At 61.2% G+C, this 25,170-nt stretch carries 26 protein-coding genes; 17 read left to right on the top strand and 9 right to left on the bottom strand.

Annotation, left to right across the window (positions count from 1 at the left end):
- The first annotated feature begins 48 nt into the window (after positions 1 to 48).
- Both K1567_RS22425 and K1567_RS22420 read left to right on the top strand, forming a co-directional pair.
- Positions 49 to 1,392, top strand: a complete 1,344-nt coding sequence (locus tag K1567_RS22425) for an imelysin family protein (protein WP_169868250.1) — start codon at positions 49 to 51, stop codon at positions 1,390 to 1,392.
- Positions 1,393 to 1,630: 238 nt separating this feature from the next.
- Complete coding sequence (locus K1567_RS22420; protein ID WP_169868248.1) at positions 1,631 to 3,085, top strand: TrkH family potassium uptake protein; 1,455 nt, start codon at positions 1,631 to 1,633, stop codon at positions 3,083 to 3,085.
- Here the strand turns inward: K1567_RS22420 and K1567_RS22415 are convergent.
- The gene (locus K1567_RS22415; protein WP_034100089.1) at positions 3,042 to 4,100 is read right to left on the bottom strand and encodes an AraC family transcriptional regulator; all 1,059 of its coding nucleotides are present in this window, start codon (positions 4,098 to 4,100) and stop codon (positions 3,042 to 3,044) included. The two genes, K1567_RS22420 and K1567_RS22415, sit on opposite strands and share 44 nt — an antisense overlap.
- 159 nt (positions 4,101 to 4,259) lie before the next feature.
- Between K1567_RS22415 and K1567_RS22410 the strand changes: the two genes are divergently transcribed.
- The 4 genes from K1567_RS22410 (at position 4,260) to K1567_RS22400 (ending at position 6,370) form a co-directional block, all read left to right on the top strand.
- On the top strand, positions 4,260 to 4,571 hold the full coding sequence (locus tag K1567_RS22410; RefSeq protein WP_034100605.1) for a DUF962 domain-containing protein: 312 nt from the start codon (positions 4,260 to 4,262) through the stop codon (positions 4,569 to 4,571).
- 116 nt (positions 4,572 to 4,687) lie between these two features.
- Entirely contained in the window at positions 4,688 to 4,816 is a 129-nt protein-coding gene (locus K1567_RS27610) for a hypothetical protein (protein WP_256203855.1), read from the top strand.
- A gap of 72 nt (positions 4,817 to 4,888) precedes the next feature.
- A complete protein-coding gene (locus tag K1567_RS22405) occupies positions 4,889 to 5,071 on the top strand; it encodes a hypothetical protein (protein ID WP_034100091.1) in 183 nt (60 codons plus the stop codon).
- A 102-nt stretch (positions 5,072 to 5,173) separates the two neighbouring features.
- Entirely contained in the window at positions 5,174 to 6,370 is a 1,197-nt protein-coding gene (locus tag K1567_RS22400; RefSeq protein ID WP_213547911.1) for an MFS transporter, read from the top strand.
- On the opposite strand, the gene arfB is transcribed toward K1567_RS22400, so the two are convergent.
- Both arfB and K1567_RS22390 read right to left on the bottom strand, forming a co-directional pair.
- The gene (gene arfB, locus K1567_RS22395; protein ID WP_034114970.1) at positions 6,367 to 6,780 is read right to left on the bottom strand and encodes an alternative ribosome rescue aminoacyl-tRNA hydrolase ArfB; all 414 of its coding nucleotides are present in this window, start codon (positions 6,778 to 6,780) and stop codon (positions 6,367 to 6,369) included. The genes K1567_RS22400 and arfB overlap by 4 nt on opposite strands.
- A gap of 110 nt (positions 6,781 to 6,890) precedes the next feature.
- Positions 6,891 to 8,312, bottom strand: coding sequence for an amino acid permease (locus K1567_RS22390; protein ID WP_220698867.1), 1,422 nt, complete (start codon positions 8,310 to 8,312; stop codon positions 6,891 to 6,893).
- 635 nt (positions 8,313 to 8,947) lie between these two features.
- On the opposite strand from K1567_RS22390, the gene K1567_RS22385 reads away from it, so the two are divergent.
- The gene (locus tag K1567_RS22385; RefSeq protein WP_034100099.1) at positions 8,948 to 9,085 is read left to right on the top strand and encodes a hypothetical protein; all 138 of its coding nucleotides are present in this window, start codon (positions 8,948 to 8,950) and stop codon (positions 9,083 to 9,085) included.
- Between the two features lie 73 nt (positions 9,086 to 9,158).
- Entirely contained in the window at positions 9,159 to 10,118 is a 960-nt protein-coding gene (locus K1567_RS22380; protein ID WP_220698866.1) for a leucyl aminopeptidase, read from the top strand.
- Between the two features lie 99 nt (positions 10,119 to 10,217).
- Here K1567_RS22380 and rluB read toward each other — a convergent pair whose 3' ends face one another.
- The 5 genes from rluB to K1567_RS22355 form a co-directional block, all read right to left on the bottom strand.
- Positions 10,218 to 11,426 (bottom strand): 23S rRNA pseudouridine(2605) synthase RluB, encoded by a 1,209-nt coding sequence (gene rluB, locus K1567_RS22375; RefSeq protein WP_034100103.1) that lies wholly within the window; start codon positions 11,424 to 11,426, stop codon positions 10,218 to 10,220.
- A gap of 231 nt (positions 11,427 to 11,657) precedes the next feature.
- Complete coding sequence (gene scpB, locus K1567_RS22370) at positions 11,658 to 12,572, bottom strand: SMC-Scp complex subunit ScpB (RefSeq protein ID WP_034114971.1); 915 nt, start codon at positions 12,570 to 12,572, stop codon at positions 11,658 to 11,660.
- A gap of 12 nt (positions 12,573 to 12,584) precedes the next feature.
- Positions 12,585 to 13,283 carry a ScpA family protein gene (locus tag K1567_RS22365; RefSeq protein WP_164365898.1) on the bottom strand — a complete coding sequence of 233 codons (699 nt, stop codon included), beginning with the start codon at positions 13,281 to 13,283 and terminating at the stop codon, positions 12,585 to 12,587.
- A 120-nt stretch (positions 13,284 to 13,403) separates the two neighbouring features.
- On the bottom strand, positions 13,404 to 14,033 hold the full coding sequence (locus K1567_RS22360; protein ID WP_034100108.1) for an L-threonylcarbamoyladenylate synthase: 630 nt from the start codon (positions 14,031 to 14,033) through the stop codon (positions 13,404 to 13,406).
- A gap of 13 nt (positions 14,034 to 14,046) precedes the next feature.
- Entirely contained in the window at positions 14,047 to 14,910 is an 864-nt protein-coding gene (locus tag K1567_RS22355; RefSeq protein ID WP_034100110.1) for a PHP domain-containing protein, read from the bottom strand.
- Between the two features lie 87 nt (positions 14,911 to 14,997).
- Here K1567_RS22355 and K1567_RS22350 point away from each other — a divergent pair, with 87 nt between their 5' ends.
- From K1567_RS22350 to K1567_RS22320, 7 genes are all read left to right on the top strand, one after another.
- Entirely contained in the window at positions 14,998 to 15,594 is a 597-nt protein-coding gene (locus tag K1567_RS22350; protein WP_034114973.1) for a septation protein A, read from the top strand.
- A 1-nt stretch (position 15,595) separates the two neighbouring features.
- On the top strand, positions 15,596 to 15,895 hold the full coding sequence (locus K1567_RS22345) for a YciI family protein (RefSeq protein WP_169868244.1): 300 nt from the start codon (positions 15,596 to 15,598) through the stop codon (positions 15,893 to 15,895).
- Positions 15,896 to 16,002: 107 nt separating this feature from the next.
- Positions 16,003 to 16,410, top strand: a complete 408-nt coding sequence (locus K1567_RS22340; RefSeq protein WP_034100116.1) for a translation initiation factor 2 — start codon at positions 16,003 to 16,005, stop codon at positions 16,408 to 16,410.
- A 7-nt stretch (positions 16,411 to 16,417) separates the two neighbouring features.
- Positions 16,418 to 17,095: a response regulator transcription factor gene (locus tag K1567_RS22335; RefSeq protein ID WP_034100118.1), complete on the top strand. Its 678-nt coding sequence runs from the start codon at positions 16,418 to 16,420 to the stop codon at positions 17,093 to 17,095.
- 135 nt (positions 17,096 to 17,230) lie between these two features.
- Entirely contained in the window at positions 17,231 to 17,695 is a 465-nt protein-coding gene (locus K1567_RS22330) for an LTXXQ domain protein (RefSeq protein ID WP_034100120.1), read from the top strand.
- Positions 17,696 to 17,762: 67 nt separating this feature from the next.
- Complete coding sequence (locus K1567_RS22325; protein ID WP_034100122.1) at positions 17,763 to 19,109, top strand: HAMP domain-containing sensor histidine kinase; 1,347 nt, start codon at positions 17,763 to 17,765, stop codon at positions 19,107 to 19,109.
- 38 nt (positions 19,110 to 19,147) lie between these two features.
- Positions 19,148 to 20,497 (top strand): CoA transferase, encoded by a 1,350-nt coding sequence (locus K1567_RS22320; protein ID WP_034100124.1) that lies wholly within the window; start codon positions 19,148 to 19,150, stop codon positions 20,495 to 20,497.
- A 51-nt stretch (positions 20,498 to 20,548) separates the two neighbouring features.
- On the opposite strand, the gene arcD (K1567_RS22315) is transcribed toward K1567_RS22320, so the two are convergent.
- On the bottom strand, positions 20,549 to 21,976 hold the full coding sequence (gene arcD, locus K1567_RS22315; protein ID WP_220698865.1) for an arginine-ornithine antiporter: 1,428 nt from the start codon (positions 21,974 to 21,976) through the stop codon (positions 20,549 to 20,551).
- 445 nt (positions 21,977 to 22,421) lie between these two features.
- Between arcD (K1567_RS22315) and arcD (K1567_RS22310) the strand changes: the two genes are divergently transcribed.
- Together arcD (K1567_RS22310) and arcA are read left to right on the top strand one after the other, a co-directional pair.
- The gene (arcD, locus tag K1567_RS22310; RefSeq protein WP_034100127.1) at positions 22,422 to 23,849 is read left to right on the top strand and encodes an arginine-ornithine antiporter; all 1,428 of its coding nucleotides are present in this window, start codon (positions 22,422 to 22,424) and stop codon (positions 23,847 to 23,849) included.
- A gap of 24 nt (positions 23,850 to 23,873) precedes the next feature.
- Entirely contained in the window at positions 23,874 to 25,130 is a 1,257-nt protein-coding gene (arcA, locus tag K1567_RS22305) for an arginine deiminase (protein ID WP_034139119.1), read from the top strand.
- Positions 25,131 to 25,170 lie beyond the last annotated feature (40 nt).

Below are 25,170 nucleotides of genomic sequence, written 5' to 3'. Positions count from 1 at the left end.
TGCGCGGCTCCCGCGCGCCCTCTCAACAACCGAAGCAGGATGTTCGCCATGATTCGTATGCCCCTGGCCACCGCCAGTCTGCTGGCCATTGCCATTTCTCTCGCCGGCTGCGGCGAAGGTAAAGACAAAGCCGCCGCGCCCCAGGCGCCGACCCCGGCGGCCAGCTCTGCCGCGCCAGCGGCGCCCGCCCCTGCCGGAAAAGTCGACGAAGCTGCCGCCAAGGCCGTGGTCGCGCACTACGCCGACATGGTGTTCGCGGTGTACAGCGATGCCGAATCCACCGCAAAAACCCTGCAGACCGCCATCGACGCGTTCCTCGCCAAGCCCAACGATGAAACCTTGAAAGCCGCGCGCACCGCCTGGATCGCCGCGCGCGTACCGTACTTGCAGAGCGAAGTGTTCCGTTTCGGCAACACCATCATCGACGACTGGGAAGGCCAGGTGAACGCATGGCCCCTGGACGAAGGCCTGATCGACTACGTCGACAAGTCCTACGAGCACGCCTTGGGTAACCCCGGCGCCACCGCCAACATCATCGCCAACACCCAGGTTCAGGTCGGCGAAGACAAGGTCGATGTGAAAGACATCACCCCGGAAAAACTCGCCAGCCTAAATGAGCTGGGCGGTTCCGAGGCCAACGTGGCCACCGGCTACCACGCCATCGAATTTCTGCTGTGGGGCCAGGACCTCAACGGCACCGGCCCAGGCGCTGGCAACCGCCCGGCCTCGGACTACCTGACCGGCGCCGGTGCTACCGGCGGCCACAACGAGCGTCGCCGTGCCTACCTGAGCGCGGTCACCCAATTGCTGGTCAGCGATCTGGAAGAAATGGTCGGCAACTGGAAACCCAACGTAGAAGACAACTACCGCGCCACGCTGGAAGCAGAACCGGCTACCGACGGCCTGCGCAAAATGCTGTTCGGCATGGGCAGCCTGTCCCTGGGCGAACTGGCTGGCGAGCGGATGAAAGTATCCCTGGAAGCCAACTCGCCGGAAGACGAGCAGGACTGCTTCAGCGACAACACCCACAACTCGCACTTCTATGACGCCAAGGGCATCCGTAACGTCTATCTGGGCGAGTACACCCGTGTGGACGGCACCAAGATGACCGGCGCCAGCCTGTCCTCCCTGGTGGCCAAGGCCGACCCGGCTGCCGATACCGCGTTGAAAGCGGACCTGGCGACCACCGAAGCGAAGATCCAGGTCATGGTCGACCACGCCAACAAGGGCGAGCACTATGACCAATTGATCGCCGCCGGTAACGACGCCGGTAACCAGATCGTGCGCGACGCCATCGCCGCCCTGGTCAAGCAAACCGGATCGATCGAAGCCGCAGCGGGCAAGCTGGGCATCAGCGACCTGAACCCGGATAGCGCCGATCACGAGTTCTGATCAGTGCCGAGTTGAAAGAGGCGACCTTCGGGTCGCCTTTTTTATAGCCACACAAAACCATGTGAGAGGGCGCTTGCCCCCGATGGCAGTGTGTCAGTGAGGGCGGTATCGGCTGCCTCACCGCCATCGGGGTTCATGCCCGCTCCCACATTTGAGTCACGGCGTTCCCGGCTACGCAGGTTTACATGCCCTGCACCCCAGGTAGAATGGCGCCTCTGCCCTATCTCGAGCGAACTTCATGGCGTTGCCGACCCTGCGCATCATCGGATTCATCATCGGCATCTTCCTGATCACCCTTGCGATCGCCATGGTCGTGCCCATGGCCACTCTGGTCATTTTCGAACGCACCAGCGACCTGCCCTCCTTTTTATGGGCCAGCCTGATCACGTTTGTCGCCGGCCTGGCGCTGGTTATCCCCGGTCGCCCCGAGCAGGTGCACCTGCGCCCGCGGGACATGTACCTGCTCACCGTCAGCAGTTGGCTGGTGGTGTGTGTGTTCGCCGCGTTGCCGTTTCTGCTGACCCAGCACATCAGTTATACCGACTCGTTTTTCGAAAGCATGTCCGGCATCACCGCCACCGGGTCCACGGTGCTGAGCGGATTGGACAACATGTCACCGGGCATCCTGATGTGGCGCTCGTTGCTGCACTGGCTGGGGGGCATCGGGTTTATCGGCATGGCGGTGGCGATCCTGCCGCTGCTGCGCATTGGTGGCATGCGTCTGTTCCAGACCGAATCCTCGGACCGTTCGGAAAAGGTCATGCCGCGCTCGCACATGGTGGCGCGGCTGATCGTAGCCGCGTATGTGGGCATCACCATCCTCGGCAGCCTGGCGTTCTGGTGGGCCGGTATGGGCCTGTTCGACGCGATCAACCATGCGATGTCGGCGATTTCCACCGGTGGTTTCTCCACCTCCGATCAGTCCCTGGCCCACTGGGAGCAACCGGCGGTGCACTGGGTGGCGGTGGTGGTGATGATCCTCGGCAGCCTGCCGTTCACGTTGTACGTCGCCACGTTGCGCGGCAACCGTCGGGCGTTGATCAAGGATCAGCAGGTGCAAGGTCTGCTCGGCTTGCTGCTGGTGACCTGGCTGGTGCTCGGCACCTGGTACTGGTGGACCACCAATCTGCACTGGCTGGAGGCGCTGCGCCACGTCGCGCTGAACGTCACATCGGTAGTGACCACCACCGGTTTTGCGCTGGGGGACTACAGCTTGTGGGGCAATTTCTCACTGATGCTGTTCTTCTACCTGGGGTTTATCGGCGGCTGTTCGGGCTCCACGGCGGGCGGCATCAAGATTTTCCGCTTTCAAGTGGCTTACATCCTGCTCAAGGCCAACTTGAACCAATTAATTCACCCACGCGCGGTGATCAAGCAGAAGTACAACGGCCACCGCCTCGACGAAGAGATCGTGCGCTCGATCCTGACCTTTTCGTTTTTCTTCGCCATCACCATCTGCGCCATCGCCCTGGCCCTGTCGCTGCTGGGCCTGGACTGGATGACCGCCCTGACCGGCGCCGCCAGCACCGTGTCCGGCGTCGGCCCGGGCCTGGGAGAGACCATTGGCCCGGCCGGCAACTTCGCCAGCCTGCCGGACGCGGCCAAGTGGATCCTGTCCCTGGGCATGCTGCTGGGCCGACTGGAGATCATCACAGTCTTTGTTCTGTGTATCCCGGCGTTCTGGCGTCACTGACCGTCGACGCGTCCTGCAACCGCGCCCGGTACTCACCGGGCGTGGCATCGAACCAACGGCGAAACGCGCGAAAGAAATTACTCGGGTCGGCGAACCCCAACAGGTAGGCAATTTCCAGCAGGGTCATGCTCGGCTGCGCCAGGTATTGCTCAGCCAATTCGCGCCGTGTGTCGTCGAGCAAAGTTTGGAAACTAGTGCCCTCTTCCTGCAAACGCCGTTGCAAGGTGCGTTGGGACAGGTGCAGCGTCCGGGCCACGACCTCGCGCTTGGGCTCACCCTGCGGCAGCAAGCGGCAGAGCACTTGACGCGCCTTGTGGGTCACACGGCTTTCCGAGAAGCGCGCCAGGTATTCGCCGGCAAAGCGATCATGCAGCAGCGCCATGGCTTCATTGGCCGTGGGCAGCGGTGTGTCCATATCGGCACGCTCGAAGATCAACGCGTCATAGGGCGCATTGAATTCCAGCGGCGCATGGAACGCCTGCTTGTAGGGCGCCAGGTCCAGCGGTGGTTCGCCTTGTAACAGGACTTTGCGCGGATGCAGGGTTCGCCCGGTCAACCAGCCGCATAGCGCTAGCGCACAGGCCAGGGAGGCTTCGGCGCTTTGTCGGGTTGGAGGCAGATGGTCGCCATGCACCGTCAGAATCAGCGCATAGCCTTCGGGTAACAGGCGGAAACTCAAGTCGGCACTTTCGGCAATGATGCGCTGATAGCGCACCAGCCGCATAAAGCCTTCGGCCAGGGTGTTGCTGGACATCAGCGCATAGCCAGCCACATGGAACGACGCCGGGCGCACCACTTTGCCCATGTTCAAGCCAATCGCCGGGTTGCCTGACAGCTCAACCGCGCGCTGCCACAGCCGGGTCATGGAGTCCTGCGGGAAGCGCGCGTCGGGATCGCTCAAGGCGGCGTAGTCCAAACCCAGTTGCTTGAACAGGGCTTGGCAATCGAGGCCGTCCATTTCCAATGCCTTGACTATCCCCATCGCCCAGCTTGCAGAAGTTGTTCGTTCGCTCATGGCGTCTTCTTAATTAAGCAGGCTCAACGCCAGCCAGGAAGGCAAGGATACTAAAGTGGCATCTATTGTCACTGGCTGTTACCAGTGATCACTCTAGACTCAAATAAGCTCCCCGCCGAACATCTGTTGGGCGGCATAACAATCAAAGGGCCGGTCACCGTGGAAAATACCAAGCGATTCAGCAGCTTCGCCGAGTTCTACCCGTACTACTTGCAGGAACACGGAAACAGCACCTGTCGCCGCCTGCACTTTATCGGCACCACGCTGGTGATTGCCATCCTGGCGTATGCCATTGGCCGAGGTTCACTTGGCTTGCTGCTGGCGGTGCCGATCGCCGGCTACGGGTTTGCCTGGGTTGGCCACTTCTTCTTCGAAAAGAACCGTCCGGCGACGTTTCAGCACCCGTTCTACAGCCTGCTGGGGGATTTTGTGATGTACCGCGACATGATTCTGGGCAAGGTGCCGTTCTAGGTCATGTGGATATAAAAATCTTTTTGTCATTTACAGTGCTGTATCCTGCGAAAGCTTTTTGAAAGCGCGGAATCACCTGCGATTGAAAAAAACAGACTTTGCGAGGAGCGACGACAATGCACGAGATCCCTAATCTCCCCTTCCCAAGCCTGCACGAAACTGAGCAGCCAACCCCGCAACAGGCCAGCGACAAGCAGCCTGAGGCCAAAGAAGCCAAACCAGTCGACAGCGAACGCCACGACTGACGCCGTACCAGACCGTGTGGAAAGCGCACCATCGAGCGCTTTCCACACTGCCTGAAACCAAGAGATTTTCCTATGACCGACACCCTCCCCGACAACCCGGACACAGCCATCCTCGATGCGGCCTTGCAGATGGTCGAGGTGTGGAATCGCCTGAGCGCCGATAAGCAAGCCATGCTGCTCAAGCGTTTCGGCACCCAGGAAAACGCCCTGGCCGCTCTGGTGACCACGCAATTGCTGAGCCCTGCCCAAGCCTGAGCTTTTTGAACTGAGCTTTTTGTGGATTGCCGCCCTGCGCGGGCCAAACCACCGGTATCATTAGCAGCCTATCTTTACCTGCTGCGAATGTGGACCCTTCCCATGCCCGATACCCAGCGCCCCATGGCGGTCACGCTGCAAGTTGTTTCCATCGTCTTATTCACCTTTATCGGTTACCTGAATATCGGCATTCCCCTGGCCGTATTGCCAGGCTATGTGCACAGCGAACTGGGGTTTGGCGCGGTGATCGCCGGGCTGGTGATCAGCGTGCAATACCTGGCCACATTGCTGAGCCGCCCGTACGCCGGGCGCATCATCGATAACCTGGGCAGCAAGCGCGCCGTGCTGATCGGCCTGACGGGCTGCGGCCTGAGCGGTGTGTTCATGCTACTGGCGGCGTGGTTTTCCAGCCTGCCGGCGCTGAGCCTGGGTAGCCTGCTGATCGGCCGCCTAGTGCTGGGCAGCGCTGAGAGCCTGGTGGGTTCGGGCGCCATCGGTTGGGGCATCGGCCGCGTAGGCGCGGCCAACACCGCCAAAGTCATCTCGTGGAACGGTATCGCCAGCTATGGCGCGCTGGCCGTCGGCGCGCCGTTGGGGGTGCTGCTGGTCAGCCATCTGGGGCTGTGGAGCATGGGGATGAGCATCATCCTGCTGGCCGCCGTGGGGCTGTTGCTGGCGTGGAACAAAGTCGCGGCGCCGATTGTGAGCGGTGTGCGTCTGCCATTTATGAATGTGTTGGGGCGCGTGCTGCCTCACGGCTGCGCGCTGGCCCTGGGCTCTATCGGCTTTGGCACTATCGCCACGTTCATCACCTTGTATTACACCACCCAGCACTGGGATAACGCGGTGTGGGCCCTGAGCCTGTTCGGTGCCAGCTTTATCGGGGCGCGCCTGTTGTTTGGCAACCTGATCAACCGCATCGGCGGCTTTCGCGTAGCAATCGCCTGCCTTTCGGTGGAGATCCTCGGTCTACTGTTGCTGTGGCTGGCCCCGGACGCCAACCTGGCCCTGGCGGGCGCGGCGTTGAGCGGCTTCGGGTTTTCCCTGGTGTTTCCGGCGCTGGGGGTGGAGGCGGTCAATCTGGTGCCGGCCTCCAGCCGTGGTTCGGCGGTGGGGGCTTATTCGTTGTTCATCGATTTATCACTGGGCGTCACCGGCCCGCTGGCCGGCGCCGTGGCGGCAGGCTTCGGCTTTGCCTCGATCTTTCTGTTCGCCGCCCTCGCCGCCCTCGGTGGCTTGCTGCTAAGCCTGTACTTGTACCGTCAGGCGCCCAAAGCCCGCGAAGCACGCGACGCCTAGAAATCGACCTTGCCGCGCCCGGCCTTGATGCTGCCGCGCTTGGTCTTGGATTCCAGGCGACGCTTCTTCGAACCCAGTGTCGGTTTGGTCGGGCGACGCTTCTTCTCCACCTTGGTGGCGCTCTGGATCAATTCCACCAGCCGCGCCAGCGCATCGGCGCGATTCTGCTCTTGGGTCCGATACGACTGAGCCTTGAGCACCAGCACACCGTCGCTGGTGATGCGACTGTCACGCAGCGCCAGCAGCCGCTCTTTGTAGAACTCCGGCAGCGACGACGCAGGGATATCGAATCGCAGGTGCACCGCGCTCGACACCTTATTGACGTTCTGCCCGCCAGCACCCTGGGCGCGGATGGCAGTCAACTCGATTTCGGCATCGGGCAGATGGACGTTGTTGGAAATCACCAGCATGGGCAATGGCTTCCTCTGGGGGGCGGCCAAGGATACGCGAATGCGCTCAGCCTATGCCCTAAAACGACAAACCCGGCGCATGGCCGGGTTTGCTCGACTGCAGAAAATCCTTACTTCAGCGCAGACGCGACCAAGTCCAGACGCTGCTGCGCACTGCGTTTGTTCTTGATCCAATAACACGCGGCCATAAATGCCACCCACACCGGGATCGCATACACCGACACCTGGATGCCCGGAATCATCAGCATGACCACCAGGATAAACACCACGAACGCCAGGCAGATGTAATTACCGTACGGGTACCACAGCGCCTTGAACAACGGCACCTGGCCGGTGCGGTTCATGTGTTGGCGGAATTTGAAGTGGGAAAAGCTGATCATCGCCCAGTTGATCACCAGCGTGGCCACCACCAACGACATCAACAGTTCCAACGCGTGCTGCGGAATCAGGTAGTTCATCAGCACCGCCACCAGGGTGATCGCCGCCGAGGCGAGGATCGAACGTACCGGCACGCCGCGCTTGTCGATCTTGGCCAGCGCCCGCGGGGCATCGCCCTGTTCGGCCATGCCCAGCAGCATGCGGCTGTTGCAGTACGTGCCGCTGTTGTACACCGACAGCGCCGCCGTCAACACCACGAAGTTGAGGATATGTGCCGCGGTGTTGCTGCCCAGCATCGAGAACACCTGCACGAACGGGCTGCCGCTGTAGGCATCGCCGGACGCGTTGAGGGTCGTCAATAGGCTGTCCCAGGGCGTCAGCGACAACAGCACCACCAGGGCGCCGATGTAGAAAATCAGAATGCGGTAGATCACCTGATTGATCGCCTTGGGGATCACGGTACGCGGCTGATCGGCTTCGGCAGCGGTAAAACCGAGCATTTCCAGGCCGCCAAACGAGAACATGATGATCGCCATGGCCATCACCAAGCCGCCGACACCGTGGGGGAAGAAGCCGCCGTGGTCCCACAGGTTGCTCACCGACGCCTGCGGGCCGCCGCTGCCGCTGACCAACAAGTAGCTGCCCAGGGCAATCATGCCGACGATCGCCACCACTTTGATGATGGCGAACCAGAACTCGGCTTCGCCGAACACTTTGACGTTGGCCAGGTTGATCACATTGATCAGCACGAAGAACGCCGCCGCAGAGACCCAGGTCGGGATCTCCGGCCACCAGTAGTGCACGTACTTGCCGACAGCCGTCAGCTCCGACATGCCCACCAGAATGTATAGAATCCAGCAGTTCCAGCCCGACAGGAAGCCGGCGAAACCGCCCCAGTACTTGTGGGCAAAATGACTGAAGGAACCGGCAACCGGCTCTTCGACGATCATTTCGCCAAGCTGGCGCATGATCATGAAGGCAATGAAGCCGCAGATGGCATAACCCAGGATCATCGACGGGCCGGCGGACTTGAGCACGCCGGCCGAGCCCAGGAACAAGCCGGTGCCGATGGCGCCACCGAGGGCGATCAACTGGATATGACGGTTTTTCAGGCCACGTTTCAGTTCGCCTGAAGAGGAATCGGGTCCACTCATGGAAAGGGTCTCACGCAAGGTTTGATGATGTTGAATGCACGTTGCTGTCTTGAATCTCTGCTCAAGCAGCGCCGCTCAAACCCCAGCGCAGGCACCAGGAATACAGCGTCTTTCTAAGGGTCATGCGTCACCTGTTTGTTTTTATCTGTGACGAAATCGAACCCGTCCGGCTCGTGGCCGGGCGGAGTGATCGGGGTGGCTAACCCCAGGTTTTGGCCTTTTGCGCAGGTACGCAAAGGGGGGTCACAGTAAAACGCGCGCATTGTACACCGCTCGACAGCCTGGGGCGGCCATTGCAGCGGGCGTGCGACGATCTGTCAGGCATTCCTTACAGCGCCGAATAACTCAATAATGCCGCGAACAAGTCGTAAATTAATCGTTACAGCGCGGAAAATCCTCGTTACAGCTGTAACTCACGGGAAAATTGACGCTCAGAAATTTCCTTCATGATGGCCATCCTCAGTGTCTTGAATTTCCTTGGAAAAAAATTCGCGCAAAAAATCAGAACAAAAAATCCAAATGAGACCGTGTCAATAAAAATTTTGCATTCTGAAACACCCTCACCTAGGTTTCCCACTTGCCCAGCGAGACCGCTGGCAAGCCGTTCTCAAACAACGTCCTCTAGGAGATACACCATGCAAGTACTGGAAAACGACCTGGAAACCGAACTGCAACTCGACGATTGGTTTGAAGCGCCGACCCATGAGGCCGCCGTAGAAATGATGCAAGCCGATGCCGTTGTGCCGTTTGGCACCGCGATGTGGCCTTTCTAACCCACGACAGGCATCCAGCGGGTGCTGTGCACGGCACCCGCTCCCTTACCCAAGACACACAAGGACATCCGTCATGGACAAGGCCCGCGCCGTCGAACATTTCCTCTACTACCTGGCTCATCATCCGGCCCTCAACGGCCTGAGCTGCCCGACCGTGCTACTGGGCTATACCGAGCGCTATGACGCTATCGCCCGCGCCATTACCCAAGGCAGCGCCGGTCGCTTCAATTTCCAAGTACAGCGCCTGGACCTGACCGCCAGCGATGCCATGGCCCAGGCCATCGAAGCCTGCGACCTGTACCTGTTCCTCTACGATTCCTCCACGCTGCCCAACCCACGCGCCGAAGGCCCGGACTTTATCCGCGCCCTGCAAGCGGTGATGGCCGAACACTGGAAGAAGTCCCTGCTGTTCAAGGATTACGGCGACTATTTCTACGATACGTTCAGCGTCGAGCCACAACGCATCGCCGACCTCAACGCCACGCTGATCCGACGCATGGGCCAGGCCACGGTGCTGAGCTTCACCGACAAGCACGGCTCACGCCTTCAGGCGCCCCTGAGCAGCATCAAGAAGTGGACGAATATCAACGGCGTCGGCAACCACGACCTGGCTCCCGGCGAGATCGCCACCCACAGCGAAGCGATTAGTGGTCAGGTGCGGTTTGTCGGCACATTCCTCAGCACCATCCCCTTCGCGCGTAAATACGGCGTGCTGCAATCACCGCTGGAGCTGTGGATCGAGAATTCGACCATCTGCAGCGTGGCCAGCGACGTGCCGGGGCTGGCCGATGACTTCAACAAATACCTCAACGCCAACCCGTCCAACCGCCGTGTGGAGGAACTGGGCATCGGCACCAATGAAGGGGTCAAGGATTTATACGCACGCAATGCCGGCTTCGAGGAGCGCCATTGCGGTCTGCATCTAGGCTTGGGGGGCGGGCAGAAAGGCAGTCATCACCTGGACTTGATCTTTGCCAGTGGGGTGTTGGCGTTGGATGACAAGCCCGTGTTCGATGGCAGGTTTGCGTTCTAGCGCCAGCTACCAGTCGCAAGCCACAAACAAAAAAAAGCGCCAACCCGTGAGGGCTAGCGCTTTTTCTTACAGCTTGCAGCTAAAAACTTACCACTGCTCTTAAGGCTTCTTGCGACCAAACCCTGGACGCTGACCGGAACCGCCCGGAGCGCCACGGCGCTTGCCCGATGGCTCGTCCGCGACCAGTTTCGGGCCAGGGCGTTTGTTCGCCGCCGGCTTGGCTGGGCGCTTGGTGCTGGCGCTGTCGGCCGGGCGATCGGCTTCACCCCGGTTGCTGCGGCCACCGGTCGGTGCAGGTCGCGGAGCGCGTGGCGCACGTTCGCCTTCCTGACGCGACGGCGCGGTCGGGCGACGCTCGCCTTCGATGTGCGGTTCGCGGGAGATACGCCCGCCAGTCGCCGGTGCATTCAGGGCCGGGCGCAGGGTGCGAGCAACGCGTTCGGTACGGGCTACCGGGCGCGACGATTTACGCTGCATCCGCTCAAGCTTGTCTTTGCTCTTGGCGTTCATCTGCGGCATCGCCACCGGGGTCAGACCCACTTCGGCACTGAGGATGTCGACTTCGTACTGGCTCATTTCGCGCCAGCGCCCCATCGGCAGGTCGGAATTCAGGAACACCGGGCCGAAACGCACGCGCTTGAGGCGGCTGACCACCAGGCCCTGGGATTCCCACAGACGGCGCACTTCGCGGTTACGGCCTTCCATCACCACGCAGTGGTACCAGTGGTTGAAGCCTTCGCCACCCGGTGCCTGCTTGATGTCGGTGAACTTGGCGGGGCCGTCTTCCAGCACCACACCGGCCTTGAGGCGTTCGATCATCTCGTCGTCGACTTCGCCACGTACACGCACGGCGTATTCGCGGTCCATCTCGTAGGACGGGTGCATCAGACGGTTGGCCAGCTCGCCGTCGGTGGTGAACATCAGCAGGCCGGTGGTGTTGATGTCGAGACGACCGATATTGATCCAGCGGCCTTCTTTCGGCTTAGGCATCTTGTCGAACACGGTCGGACGGCCTTCCGGGTCGTCACGGGTGCAAATTTCGCCATCGGGCTTGTTGTACATGATCACGCGGCGCACCGATTCGGCGGCCTCTTCGCGCTTGATGACCTTGCCATCGATGGTGATTGCATCATGCAGATCGACGCGCTGGCCAAGGGTGGCTTCCACGCCATTGACCTTGATGCGCTTCTGGGTGATCCAGGCTTCGACGTCGCGGCGCGAGCCCACGCCGATACGCGCCAGCACCTTTTGCAGCTTTTCGCCTGCTGGGCCGATTTCCTGGCTGTCGTTCTGGTCTTTATCGTTCATCTTAAGCACCTCCCGGTGGGTCGATTCAGGCGTGGCCTGAAGAGTGTTGAAAGCGGGGCTTTGGCCGAATAGCTCGGCAAAGGGTCGCGAATCATACGCGCAAGGCGCGCGTTGCGCATCAGAGAGTAGTCGATAAGCGCCAGGTCATTGATTTTTCCGCCGACCGGTGATGCCCAAGGCACCGCTGAACCCTTGTGGAAGGGGGCAAGCCCCCTCCTACATTGGACTGCGTCAGTCTTCGAACTGGCGGCGTTCGTTCTCGATGGCTTCGGCCAGGGCCCGGGCTTCGTCTTCTTCGTCGCTCAAGGGCGGTTGTTCGAGGGCGGCGACGGCGGCCAGGAGTTTTTCGCGGGCTTCGGCAACGCCGAGGATATCGTCCTCAGGTTCAGGTTCGACCTCCACGCTGACCGGGGCTTCGGGCTCGGCCTCACCATCGCGCAGCAAGTCATCGAAGTCGGTCTTGATGCCCTGCTCCATGTCGTCCAGTTCCAGCAACAGGGTGTGGAAACTGGTCTCGTCCTTCGGCTCCTCCGGCTCGGCGCTGGCGTCGGCCAGCTCCTGCAACCCCGCCGGAACCGGCGCGTCGTCGAAATCGAGTACCGGTTCGGCCTCCATTTCGCGCAATTCGGCGAGTGGCGGCAGGTCATCGAGGTTTTTCAGGTTGAAGTGGTCGAGGAACACTTTGGTGGTGGCGAACATCGCCGGTTTGCCCGGCACGTCGCGGTAGCCGACGATGCGGATCCACTCACGCTCCAGCAGCGTCTTGACGATATGGCTGTTGACCGCCACGCCGCGCACATCCTCGATCTCGCCCCGGGTGATCGGCTGGCGATAGGCAATCAATGCCATGGTCTCCAGCATCGCCCGCGAATAGCGCTGCGGACGTTCTTCCCACAAACGCCCCACCCAAGGGGAAAATTTCTCACGGATCTGCAAGCGATAACCCGACGCTACTTCGCGCAGTTCAAAGGCACGGCCGTCGCAGGATTTACGCAGGATCTCCAGGGCCTTCTTGAACACCGGCGGCTCGGGACGCTCGGCCTCTTCAAACAGCTCAAACAGGCGCTCCAGGGACTGCGGCTTGCCCGAGGCCAGAAGAAAAGCCTCCAGCAAGGGGGCCAGTTCGCGAGGTTCAGTCAGATTCATGGTGTCAGCTCTTTATTCGGCTCGCGCCCGCACGTGGATAGCCGCAAAAGGCTCATTCTGGACCAGCTCGACCAAGGATTCCTTGACCAGTTCGAGGATCGCCATAAACGTCACCACCACACCCAGGCGCCCTTCTTCGGCGGTAAACAGCTCGACAAACGGCACAAACCCGCCGCCCTTGAGGCGCTCCAGCACATCGCTCATGCGCTCGCGGGTGGACAGCGCTTCGCGGCTGACCTGGTGGCTTTCAAACATATCGCCCCGGCGCAGCACCTCGGCCATGGACATCAGCAATTCTTCCAGGCTCACGTCCGGCAGCAACTTGCGCGCGCGGGCCTCGGGGGCGTCGAGCTTGGGCACCACCACATCACGACCGACGCGGCTCAAGCCGTCGATGCCCTCGGCGGCGGCCTTGAAGCGCTCGTACTCCTGCAGGCGTCGGATCAGTTCGGCGCGCGGGTCATCCTCTTCGGCCTCCACCGTCTCCGAGCGCGGCAACAGCATGCGCGATTTGATCTCGGCAAGCATGGCCGCCATCACCAGATACTCGGCGGCCAGCTCCAGACGCACCGACTGCATCAGCTCGACATAGCCCATGTACTGGCGGGTGATTTCCGCCACGGGGATGTCGAGGATATTGATGTTCTGTTTGCGGATCAGGTACAGCAGCAAGTCCAGCGGGCCTTCGAACGCTTCCAGGAACACTTCCAGCGCATCCGGCGGGATGTACAGGTCCAGCGGCATTTCCATGACCGCCTGGCCGTAGACCATGGCGAACGGCAGTTCCTGCTGGGCGCCTGCCTGGGGATCGACGGATTCCACAGCGGACATTCAGGCCTCGGCCATAAAGGGCGCGGGGTCGCCGCAACCGACGCGGATCACTTCCGGCTCGCCATCGGCCAGATTGATCACGGTGGACGCCTTGGCGCCGCCGAAACCGCCATCGATGATCAGGTCCACCTGTTTTTCCAAGAGCTGACGCATCTCGTACGGATCTTCCAGCGGCTCGGTCTCGCCGGGCATGATCAGCGACACACTCATCAGGGGCTCACCCAGCTCGGCCAACAGCGCCAGGGCAATCGGATGCTCCGGCACGCGCAGGCCGATGGTGCGCTTCTTGGGGTGCAGCAGCAGGCGCGGCACTTCGCGGGTGGCGTTGAGAATAAAGGTGTAAGGCCCCGGCGTGTGGGCCTTGAGCAGGCGGAAGGTGCCGGTATCGACCTTGGCGAACAGCCCCAATTGGGACAGGTCGCTGCAGATCAGCGCAAAGTTGTGTTTGTCGTCCAACTGACGCAAACGTCTGACCCGTTCGACCGCGCCTTTATCGCCGATCTGACAACCGATGGCGTAGGACGAATCGGTGGGGTAGATCACCACGCCGCCGGCGCGAATAATCTCCACGGCCTGTTTAATCAGGCGTGGCTGGGGGTTTTCCGGATGAATCTGGAAGAATTGACTCACGTGCTCTACCTGTTCAGACGGTGGCAATAATGGGGTCATGCTTGAATCGCCCCCACAAGAGCGGCAAATCTTCCGGGACCGGACGATACTCACCGATCTCGGACCAGCCGCCTGGGCCATGAAAGTCACTGCCGGCACTGACCAGCAGACCAAATTCACGGGCAAGAATCGCCAGACTGCCAACCTGCTCGGCGGGTTGATGCCCGTTGACCACTTCGATAGCGTGGCCTCCCGCTCCAATATAGTCGCCGATCAGCTTGCGACGTTTGCTGCGGGTGAAATCGTAATGCCAGGGATGCGCCAGGCTGACCCAGGCCCCGGAGGCCCGCAGGGTCTCGACGGTGTCCTCCAGGCTCGGCCAGTGTTGCTTGACGTCACCCAGCTTGCCGGCGCCCAGCCATTTGCGAAAAGCTTCGGCACGGTCCCGCACGAACCCTTGGCGCACCATCCAGTCGGCAAAATGCGGACGGGCCGGCGCGTTGCCGCTGTCGCCCAGCTCCTGCTGGATGGCCCGCGCACCCTCGAGGGCGTTGGGCATGCCTTTAAGGCCAAGCTTGCGGCTTATTTCTTCGGACCGCAGCCAACGCCCATCGTGCAAATCGGCGATGGCCCGGACCAGCGGCGCGGCATTTTGGTCGAAACCGTAGCCAAGCACATGAATAGTGGCGCCGCCCCAGGTGCAGGACAATTCCACACCGTTGACCAGTTGCATGCCCAGGGCCTGGGCCGCCGCGCGGGCTTCGTCCAGGCCTTCTAGGGTGTCGTGGTCGGTCAACGCCAGGACTCGCACGCCGTGTTCAAACGCTCGCGCAACCAGTGCCGCGGGCGCCAGGGCGCCGTCGGAGGCTGTGCTGTGGCAGTGCAAATCAACATTCACGGGGGGTTGTAACCTCAAGTCAGCTGGCGCTTTCGCTACCAAGGATGTTTGTTATTATGCCGACACATCCAGCTTCTGGCTCTTACTGTGAAACAATTCATCGACTTCATCCCGCTGTTGCTGTTTTTCATCGTTTACAAACTCGACCCCAGGGTCATCGATATCGCCGGCCATGAGCTGACCGTCGGAGGCATCTACAGCGCCACCGCAGTGCTGATCATCAGCTCTATGGTGGTCTATGGCGCCCTCTTCATCTCCCAGCGCAAACTGGAAAAAAGCCAATGGCTGACCCTGGTCGCGTGCCTGGTCTTCGGCAGCCTGACCCTGGCCTTCCATAGCGAAACCTTCCTTAAATGGAAAGCCCCGGTGGTGAACTGGCTGTTCGCCCTGGCTTTCATCGGTAGCCATTTCATCGGTGATCGCCTGTTGATCAAGCGGATCATGGGCCATGCGCTGACTTTGCCGGAGCCTGTCTGGACCCGCTTGAACGTGGCGTGGATCGCGTTTTTTATCTTTTGCGGGGCCGCCAACCTGTTTGTGGCCTTTACCTTTCAAGACTACTGGGTCGACTTCAAAGTGTTCGGTAGCCTGGGCATGACCGTGTTGTTCCTGATCGGTCAAGGTATCTACCTGTCGCGCCACCTGCATGACACCGACCCCACCACGCCGAAGACCGAGGACTGACATGCTCTACGCCATCATTGCCACCGATGTTGCCCACTCCCTGGAAAAGCGCATGTCCGTGCGCCCGGCGCACGTCGAACGCCTCAAGCAGCTGCAGGCCGAAGGCCGCATCGTGCTGGCCGGGCCGCACCCTGCCGTCGAGAGCGATGACCCGGGCGAGGCTGGTTTCACCGGCAGCCTGATCGTCGCCGAATTTCCATCTTTGGCTGAAGCCAAAGCCTGGGCCGACGCCGATCCGTACGTGGCAGCAGGCGTCTACGCCAACGTGGTGATCAAACCGTTCAAGCAAGTCCTGCCTTAACCCGCAGGCGTGCCGAACCTATTGCGTTCGGCACACTCCTAATGGCTCATTATTCCCGGTAACCTGCCGACAACCTTCTGAATATTCGTGTGGAATCAGGAGTTCCGATGCGCTTACGTCAGTTGTGTCTGTTGGCAGTGTTAATGATCGGGGCTACGGCCCACGCTGAAGAACCCTCGAACACCGGCAGCTCCACGCCCCTGTCCTTGAGTGCCGGCGCCCAGATCACCGAGTTGCAGCAACGCTTGAAAGACAGCGAACGGCAACGTGAAGAACTGAGCAAGCAACTGCAAAGCGCGGATGCGACCCGCGAGAGCGCCCAATTGAGTCGCCTTCGCCAAGAGAACCAACGCCTGGCCCAGCAACTCAAAGACGCACAGGGCGGCGGCTTGACCCGATGGCTGACCGAGCAACAGCAGTGGTTCGTCACCGGTGGCGCCGTTGCTTTGATTGCCCTGTTGTGTGGGATCTTCGCCAGCGGGGGGCACCGTCGCCGTCGACAATGGCTAAATTGAGTGAGTCATGAGCGAGCTGTTACTGATAGATGATGACCAGGAGCTCTGCGAGCTGCTGACCAGTTGGTTAAGCCAGGAAGGTTTCCAGGTGCGTGCCTGTCACGATGGCCTGAGTGCGCGCAAGGCCCTGGCCGACAGTGCCCCCGCCGCCGTGGTGCTGGACGTGATGCTGCCCGACGGCAGCGGCCTGGAGTTACTCAAGCAGTTACGCACCGACCACCCGGAATTGCCCGTGCTGATGCTCTCGGCGCGCGGCGAACCGCTGGATCGCATCCTCGGCCTGGAACTGGGCGCTGACGATTACCTGGCCAAACCTTGCGATCCTCGGGAATTGACCGCACGCCTGCGCGCTGTGCTGCGCCGTAGTCACCCGACGGCCGTGTCGACCCAGCTCGAACTGGGAGATCTGTGTTTCAGCCCGGTGCGCGGCGTGGTCAGCATCGATGAACAGGAATTCGCCCTTACTGTCTCCGAAAGCCGCCTGCTCGAAGCCCTGCTGCGTCAGCCCGGCGAGCCACTGGACAAACAGGAACTGGCGCAAATCGCCCTGGGTCGCAAGCTGACCCTATACGACCGTAGCTTGGATATGCACGTCAGCAACCTGCGCAAAAAGATCGGCCCCCACCCCGATGGCCGGCCCCGGATCGTGGCGCTGCGTAGTCGTGGCTATTACTACAGCCTCTGACCTGGCTGCCGGGTTTTGTCAGCGCCGGACAAAACCCTCTTTACCGAAGCTTTACTCACACCTGACCGCCGCTGACCTTGATCTGCGTAACCTACTCACATCCGGACTCACCGGAATAGAGACAGGAGAATCACCATGCGCAAGACCCTTATCGCTTTGATGTTCGCCGCAGCCCTGCCCACCGTCGCCATGGCCATGCCAGAAGGCCCGACCCCAGGCCCAATGGGCGGTCCTGAAGGCCATATGATGGGTGGCCCAGGTCACGGCGAACACGGTCCGCGCGGCAAAGGCGGCCCGTTCAGCCAACTGGACCTGAGCAAAGAACAGCGCGAGCAGATCGGCAAACTGATGGGCGACCAATGGCACGCTCGCAAGGATCTGGTCAAAAAGTACCTGGACAAACTGCCGCCTGCCGAGCAGAAAGCCATGCAGGATGAAATCGCCGCCGGCCGCCAGAAAACCCAGGCGGATATCCGCGCAGTACTTAAGCCGGACCAGCAGAAGAAGTACGACGAGATCGTCAAGAAGCAAGCCGAGCGTCGTGCCGAGTGGCAGCAGTTCCAGGCGTGGAAAGCCCAACAGCCGCAAAAAGCGCAATAATGCGTCCGCGTTAATCCCCCAGCCCAGTGGCCAACGCCACTGGGCTTTTCCTGTTTGAGGGTGTCCTGTGCGTTCATTGTTCTGGCGAATCCTGGCAAGTTTCTGGCTAGCCATCGCCCTGGTTGCCGGCTTGTCGATCCTGCTGGGGCATATGCTCAATCAAGATGCGTGGATTCTGAGTCGCCATCCCGGCCTGAGTAACCTGGCTCAAGAGTGGACCCAACTCTACGAAGCCCAGGGCGAGGACGCGGCTCAAGACTTGCTGCAACAGCGCAAGCGTCAGTACCACATTGACGTCCAAGTGCTGAATGAAAGCGGTGAACCTGTGGTGCGCGGCACCTTCCCACGCCGTGCGGCCGCGTTTGAAGCGCGCCAGAACGACAACAAGGACAGCCACCTGCCCTGGCGCCGACTGACCGCCGAATACACCAGCGAAAAAACCGGCGACACCTACCTGCTGATCTATCGTATCCCCCACCCGGAACTCGATGCCTGGCACCGCAGCAGCCTGGCCTGGCCCTTGAGCGCGCTGGCTATCGCCCTGGTGGTGCTGACGCTGTTCAGCCTGTTCGTCACCTTGTCCATCACCCGCCCGCTCAGCCGCCTGCGCGGCGCAGTGCATGACCTGGGCCAGGCCACCTACCAGCAGAACAGTCTGGCGCGCCTGGCCAATCGGCGTGACGAGTTCGGCGTACTGGCTACCGACTTCAACCGCATGGGCGCCCGCCTGCAAAGCTTGATCGGCAGCCAGCGCCAGTTGCTGCGCGACGTGTCCCACGAACTGCGCTCGCCTCTGGCGCGTCTGCGCATCGCTCTAGCCCTGGCCGAACGCGCCAGCCCCGATGAACGGGAACGACTCTGGCCACGCCTGACCCGCGAATGCGACCGTCTGGAGGCGCTGATCAGCGAGATCTTGGTACTGGCCCGCGTTGACGCCGACAACGCCAGCGCTGAGGAGGTGGACCTCAACCCCTTGCTCAAAACCTTGCAAAAAGACGCCCAGCTCAGCGCGCCGGACCAAGTGGTGCACCTGAGCGCCGACACCGACCTGCACCTCAAGGGCTGGCCGACCATGATCGAACGGGCGGTGGATAACCTGCTGCGCAATGCCCAGCGCTTCAACCCACCGGGCCAGCCCATCGAGTTGCAAGCCCAGCGTCAGGGTGAACGCATTGTGATCAGCGTGCGCGACCACGGCCCCGGCGTCGATGCCGAACACTTGAGCCAACTGGGCGAGCCGTTTTACCGCGCGCCGGGCCAGACCGCCCAAGGTCACGGCCTGGGCCTGGCGATTGCCCGGCGCGCAGCGGAACGCCACGGCGGCAGCCTAAGCCTGGCCAACCATCCAAGTGGCGGTTTCATCGCCAGCCTCGACCTGCCGTTGCAACCCGGGGTTGTCACTCCCGCCGGCTGATCTTCTATAGTGGCTCTTCTCAAAAAGGAGGGCCTTTGATGACTGATCTGCTGACTCCCATCCAAGCCGCACTCGATCTGCCGCAAACACCGCTGCCTCTGACGGGTGCCGGCGCCCTGCCCTCGGCCTTTGCCGTGACCGATCTGGCCTGCGCCAGCATCGGCGCCGCCGGCCAGGCCGTGGCTGAGCTGATCCGGCAACAGACCGAACGCTTGCCCGCCGTCAGCGTGGACCGACGTTTGGCGTCCTGGTGGTTCTCCTCCTCGATCCGCCCGCTGGGCTGGCAAGTGCCGCCGCTGTGGGACCCGGTAGCCGGCGACTACGCCAGCGCCGACGGCTGGATTCGCCTGCACACCAACGCCCCCCATCACCGCGCCGCCGCCGAGCAGGTGCTGGGTAAAGTCCGTGATCGCACAGAGATGGCCAACAAAGTCGCGGCGTGGAAGGCCGCCGATCTGGAACAGGCGGTTGTGGAGGCCGGCGGTTGTGCCGCGCAGATGCGTGCTTGGCCGGCCTGGCAGCAACATCCCCAAGGCCTGGCAGTGAATGCCGAGGCCCTCGTGCAGCGCCAGACCTTCACAACCACCATCAATAAACCCTGGACTGGCTCGGTGGCACGGCCACTGGCCGGGCTCAGGGTGCTGGACCTGACCCGCGTGCTGGCTGGCCCCGTGGCCAGTCGTTTTCTGGCCGGGCTGGGCGCGGATGTGCTGCGCATCGACTCGCCGACCTGGGACGAGCCGGGTGTGGTGCCGGAAATGACCCTGGGCAAGCGTTGCGCTCGGCTGGATTTGAAAACCCACGAAGGCCGGCAGCGGTTCGAAGCCTTGCTCAAGGACGCCGACCTCCTGTTCCACGGTTATCGCGCCGACGCCCTTGAACACTTGGGCTATAACGCCGAAGGCTTGCAACGCATCGCCCCCGGTCTGATCGACGTCAGCCTCAATGCCTACGGCTGGAGCGGCCCATGGCGCAACCGCAGAGGGTTCGACAGCCTGGTGCAAATGAGCAGCGGCATCGCCGAGGCGGGCATGGCCTGGCAGCAGGCCGACAAACCGGTGCCGCTTCCCTTGCAGGCGCTGGACCATGCCACCGGTTACCTGATGGCCGCCAGCGCGCTACAAGCCTTGAGCGAACGCTTGAAGTCCGGCCGGGGTGGATCGGCGCGCTTGTCCCTGGCGCGCACGGCGAAACTGTTGGTAGACGCCGGGCAGGCGCCGCAGCAACCGGCGCTGAGGCCCGAGGAGCCTGACGATCAAGGGCTGCTGGTTGAACAAACCGCCTGGGGCCCGGCGCATCGGCTGCTGCCCCCCGTCAGCATCAACGGCACACCGTTGCAGTGGGATCTGCCGGCCGGAGAACTGGGTTCACATCGGCCACAGTGGTGATCGTCTGCCCTTGTCGAGATGCCGATAAGGGCTGCGCCGCGCTGCTCACTGTCACAACGACAGTACCCCGCTGTATAACCCATAGGCTGCCAGCCCCGCGCCGGCAATCACGCAGCTGAAAATGCCTTTTTCCACATGGGTGAACAACGGCAGGCCCTGTTCGCGCTTGGCCAGGGCGAACAGGATCACACCCGGCGCATACAGCAGCGCCGACAATAGCAAGTACTTCAACCCGCCGGCGTACAGCAGCCACACCGCGTAGCCGAGGGCGACCAGGCCGATAAGCAAGTCTTTGAGACGCTGGCGGTGGGCGCCTTCGTAGGTCTCGCCGCGCCCGCTCAACAACACCGCATACGCCGCCGACCACAGGTAAGGCACCAGAATCATCGACGACGCCAAGTAGATCAGCTTGGTGTAGGTGCTGTGGGAAAACAGCGTGATCACCAGAAAAGCCTGGATCATCAGATTGGTCAGCCACAGCGCGTTGACCGGCACCTGGTTGGCGTTTTCCTTTTTCAGGAAGGCCGGCATGGTCTTGTCATGGGCGGTGGCGTAGAGAATTTCCGCGCACAACAAGGCCCACGACAGCAACGCACCGAGCAGCGACACCGCCAGCCCGACGCTGATCAACAGCGCCGCCCACGGCCCGACGATACGCTCGAGTACGCCGGCCAGCGATGGGTTTTGCAGCCCCGCCAACTCCGGCCGGCTCATGACCCCCAAGGACAACACATTCACCAGCACCAGCAACGCCAACACGCCGAGAAAGCCGATCACCGTGGCCCGGCCGACGTCTGAGCGCTTCTCGGCCCGCGCTGAATACACGCTGGCGCCTTCGATGCCGATAAACACAAACACGGTGACCAGCATCATGTTACGCACCTGCTCCACCACCCCGCCGATCTGCGGGTTGCCCAGGCCCCAGATATCCCGGGTGAACACGTCGGCCTTGAATGCCACGGCGGCAATCACGATAAACATCAGCAGCGGTACGATTTTCGCGACGGTGGTGACCTGGTTGATAAACGCCGCCTCCTTGATCCCACGCAGCACGAGAAAGTGCACAGCCCACAGCAACAATGAGGCACAGCCGATAGCCACCGGAGTATTGCCCTGGCCAAAGACCGGGAAAAAGTAACCGAGGGTGCTGAACAGCAGCACGAAGTAACCGACGTTGCCCAGCCACGCACTGATCCAGTAACCCCAGGCCGACGAAAAGCCCATGTAATCGCCAAACCCGGCCTTGGCGTAGGCATACACCCCGGAATCCAACTCGGGTTTACGATTGGCCAGGGTCTGGAACACGAACGCGAGGGTCAGCATGCCTACGGCAGTGATCGCCCAACCGATCAATACGGCGCCGACTTCGGCGCGTGCGGCCATGTTCTGGGGCAACGAGAAAATCCCCCCACCGATCATAGACCCCACCACCAAAGCGATCAGGCCACTGAGGCGAAGCTTCTGGGTTGTTTGAGACATGAGTACTCCTGACTGAAACCACTTGAGCCAACAACTGTGCACTCAACTTATTTAATCGTTCGAGTGTAGCGCTTATTACCGAGCGTAATTTAACCGCCATGCTCATAACGCAAAGGCATGACAGTTAATAGAGTTTAGGCTTATTTAGAATTTAAATACGACTGGGCACACCAAGTATTGCTCGCTAGTTCGCAGGCGGCTCTGAAAAAGTTTGCACATTCAGGAATCCGGTCTAGCTTCAAACGTTCATATATCGCAACAAATGATTAACCACACGTACAGAGCGCTCTAGAAAGCGCTTTTGCGGGGCAAGCCAAGGTTCATCGGTTTGCCTTTAAGTCATTAATTCACAATGGAATGTGCCAATGAAGTGATCTGAGTCAGCTGTTTGATTAGCGCACGGATTTATTCTGTGGTCTCTCTTCTCCTGCATTGGAGTTATGCAATGTCTGAATCTCCCGGAAAACTTCGATTAGGCGCCTTGGTTGCACTTGTCGTCGGCTCGATGATCGGCGGCGGCATTTTCTCATTACCGCAAAACATGGCCGCCAGCGCCGATGTCGGTGCGGTATTGATCGGTTGGGTCATTACGGCCATCGGCATGCTGACCCTCGCGTTCGTGTTCCAGACCCTGGCCAACCGCAAGCCCGACCTTGACGGCGGTGTGTACGCCTACGCCAAGGCCGGTTTCGGCGACTACATGGGTTTCTCCTCAGCCTGGGGTTACTGGATCAGTGCGTGGCTGGGCAACGTCGGTTACTTCGTGCTGCTGTTCAGCACCCTCGGTTACTTCTTTCCGATCTTTGGCGAAGGCAACACCCCGGCTGCGGTAATCGGCGCCTCGGTGCTGTTGTGGGCCGTGCACTTTCTGGTGCTGCGCGGCATCAAGGAAGCGGCGTTCATCAACCTGGTGACCACCGTCGCCAAGGTGGTGCCGCTGGTGCTGTTCGTGTTGATCGCCCTGTTCGCGTTCAAGCTGGACATCTTCACCGCTGACATCTGGGGCGTGAAAAACCCGGACCTGGGCAGCGTGATGAACCAAGTGCGCAATATGATGCTGGTCACCGTATGGGTGTTCATCGGCATCGAAGGCGCAAGCATCTTCTCGGCCCGTGCGGAAAAACGCACCGATGTGGGCAAGGCCACAGTGATCGGGTTTATCACCGTGCTGCTGTTCCTGATGCTGGTCAACGTGTTGTCCCTGGGCATCATGACCCAACCGGAACTGGCCAAGTTGCAGAACCCATCGATGGCTGCCGTGCTGGAGCACGTGGTGGGCCACTGGGGCGCGGTGTTGATCAGTGTCGGCTTGATCATCTCGCTGCTGGGGGCATTGCTGTCGTGGGTACTGTTGTGTGCGGAGATCATGTTCGCCGCCGCCAAGGACCACACCATGCCGGAGTTCCTGCGCAAGGAAAACGCCAACCACGTACCGGCCAACGCCCTGTGGCTGACCAACGCGATGGTGCAACTGTTCTTGATCATCACCTTGTTCTCGGCCAGTACTTACCTGTCGCTGATCTACCTCGCCACCTCGATGATTCTGGTGCCCTACCTGTGGTCGGCCGCTTATGCCCTGCTGCTGGCGGTGCGCGGCGAAACTTACGAAAACGCCCTGGCCGAGCGCAAGAAAGACCTGTTTATCGGTGCCATCGCGCTGATCTACGCGATCTGGCTGCTCTACGCCGGCGGTACCAAATACCTGCTGCTGTCCGCCCTGCTCTATGCACCCGGCGCGATTCTGTTCGCCAAGGCCAAGCATGAACTGGGCAAACCGATTTTCACCAACGTCGAGAAGCTGATTTTCGCCGCGGTAGTCATTGGCGCCCTGGTGGCGGCCTATGGACTCTACGACGGCTTCCTGACCTTGTAATTGTTGTTCATTGGAGGATCTGAAATGACCACGGAAAAAGTGAAGTACGGCGTCCACTCCGAAGCCGGCAAACTGCGCAAAGTCATGGTGTGCTCCCCAGGTTTGGCCCACCAGCGGCTGACCCCCAACAACTGCGATGAACTGCTGTTCGATGACGTGCTGTGGGTGGCCCAGGCCAAGCGCGACCACTTCGATTTCGTCACCAAGATGCGCGAGCGGGACATTGATGTGCTGGAAATGCACAACCTGCTGACCGATATCGTCGCGATGCCCGAAGCGCTGGACTGGATCCTGGCGCGCAAAATCACCGCCAACACGGTCGGCCTGGGCCTGGTCGAAGAGGTCAATTCCTGGCTGCGCAGCCTGGAGCCGCGCAAGATCGCCGAATTCCTGATCGGCGGCGTGTCCGCCGATGACCTGCCAAGCAGTTTCGGCGGCCGAACCATCGAGATGTTCCGCGACTTCCTCGGCCATTCCAGCTTCATTCTGCCGCCGCTGCCCAACACCCAGTTCACCCGCGACACCACTTGCTGGATCTACGGCGGCGTGACGCTCAACCCAATGTACTGGCCGGCGCGACGCCAGGAAACCTTGCTGACCAGCGCCATCTACAAATTCCATCCCGAGTTCACCAACGCCGACTTCCAGATCTGGTACGGCGACCCCGACCAGGAACACGGCGCCGCCACGTTGGAAGGCGGTGACGTAATGCCAATCGGCAACGGCGTGGTGTTGATCGGCATGGGCGAGCGTTCGTCCCACCAGGCCATCGGCCAACTGGCGCGCAACCTGTTCAAAAACAAAGCGGTGGAACGGGTGATCGTGGCCGGCCTGCCGAAGTCCCGCGCCGCAATGCACCTGGACACCGTGTTCAGCTTCTGCGACCGCGACCTGGTCACCATTTTCCCCGAAGTGGTCAACCAGATCGTGCCGTTCACCCTGCGCCCCGACGAGAGCAAGCCCCACGGCATCGATATCCAACGGGAAACAACCAACTTCGTCGACACCGTGGCCGCGGCGCTCAACCTCAAGGCCCTGCGCGTGGTCGAGACCGGCGGTAACAGCTTCGCCGCCGAGCGCGAGCAGTGGGACGACGGCAACAACGTGGTGGCCGTGGAGCCGGGCGTGGTGATCGGCTACGACCGCAATACTTACACCAACACCCTGCTGCGCAAGGCCGGCGTGGAAGTCATCACCATCAGCGCCGGTGAACTGGGCCGCGGCCGTGGCGGCGGCCACTGCATGACCTGCCCGATCATCCGCGACCCAATCGACTACTAATTTTCAAGCCATGGCCGCCGCTCATAAGGCGTCGGCCATG

This window comes from Pseudomonas sp. S5F11, assembly GCF_019641515.1.
GTDB classification, from domain to species: Bacteria; Pseudomonadota; Gammaproteobacteria; order Pseudomonadales; family Pseudomonadaceae; genus Aquipseudomonas; species Aquipseudomonas rhodesiae.
This window is presented reverse-complemented; position numbering and strand designations above follow the sequence as displayed.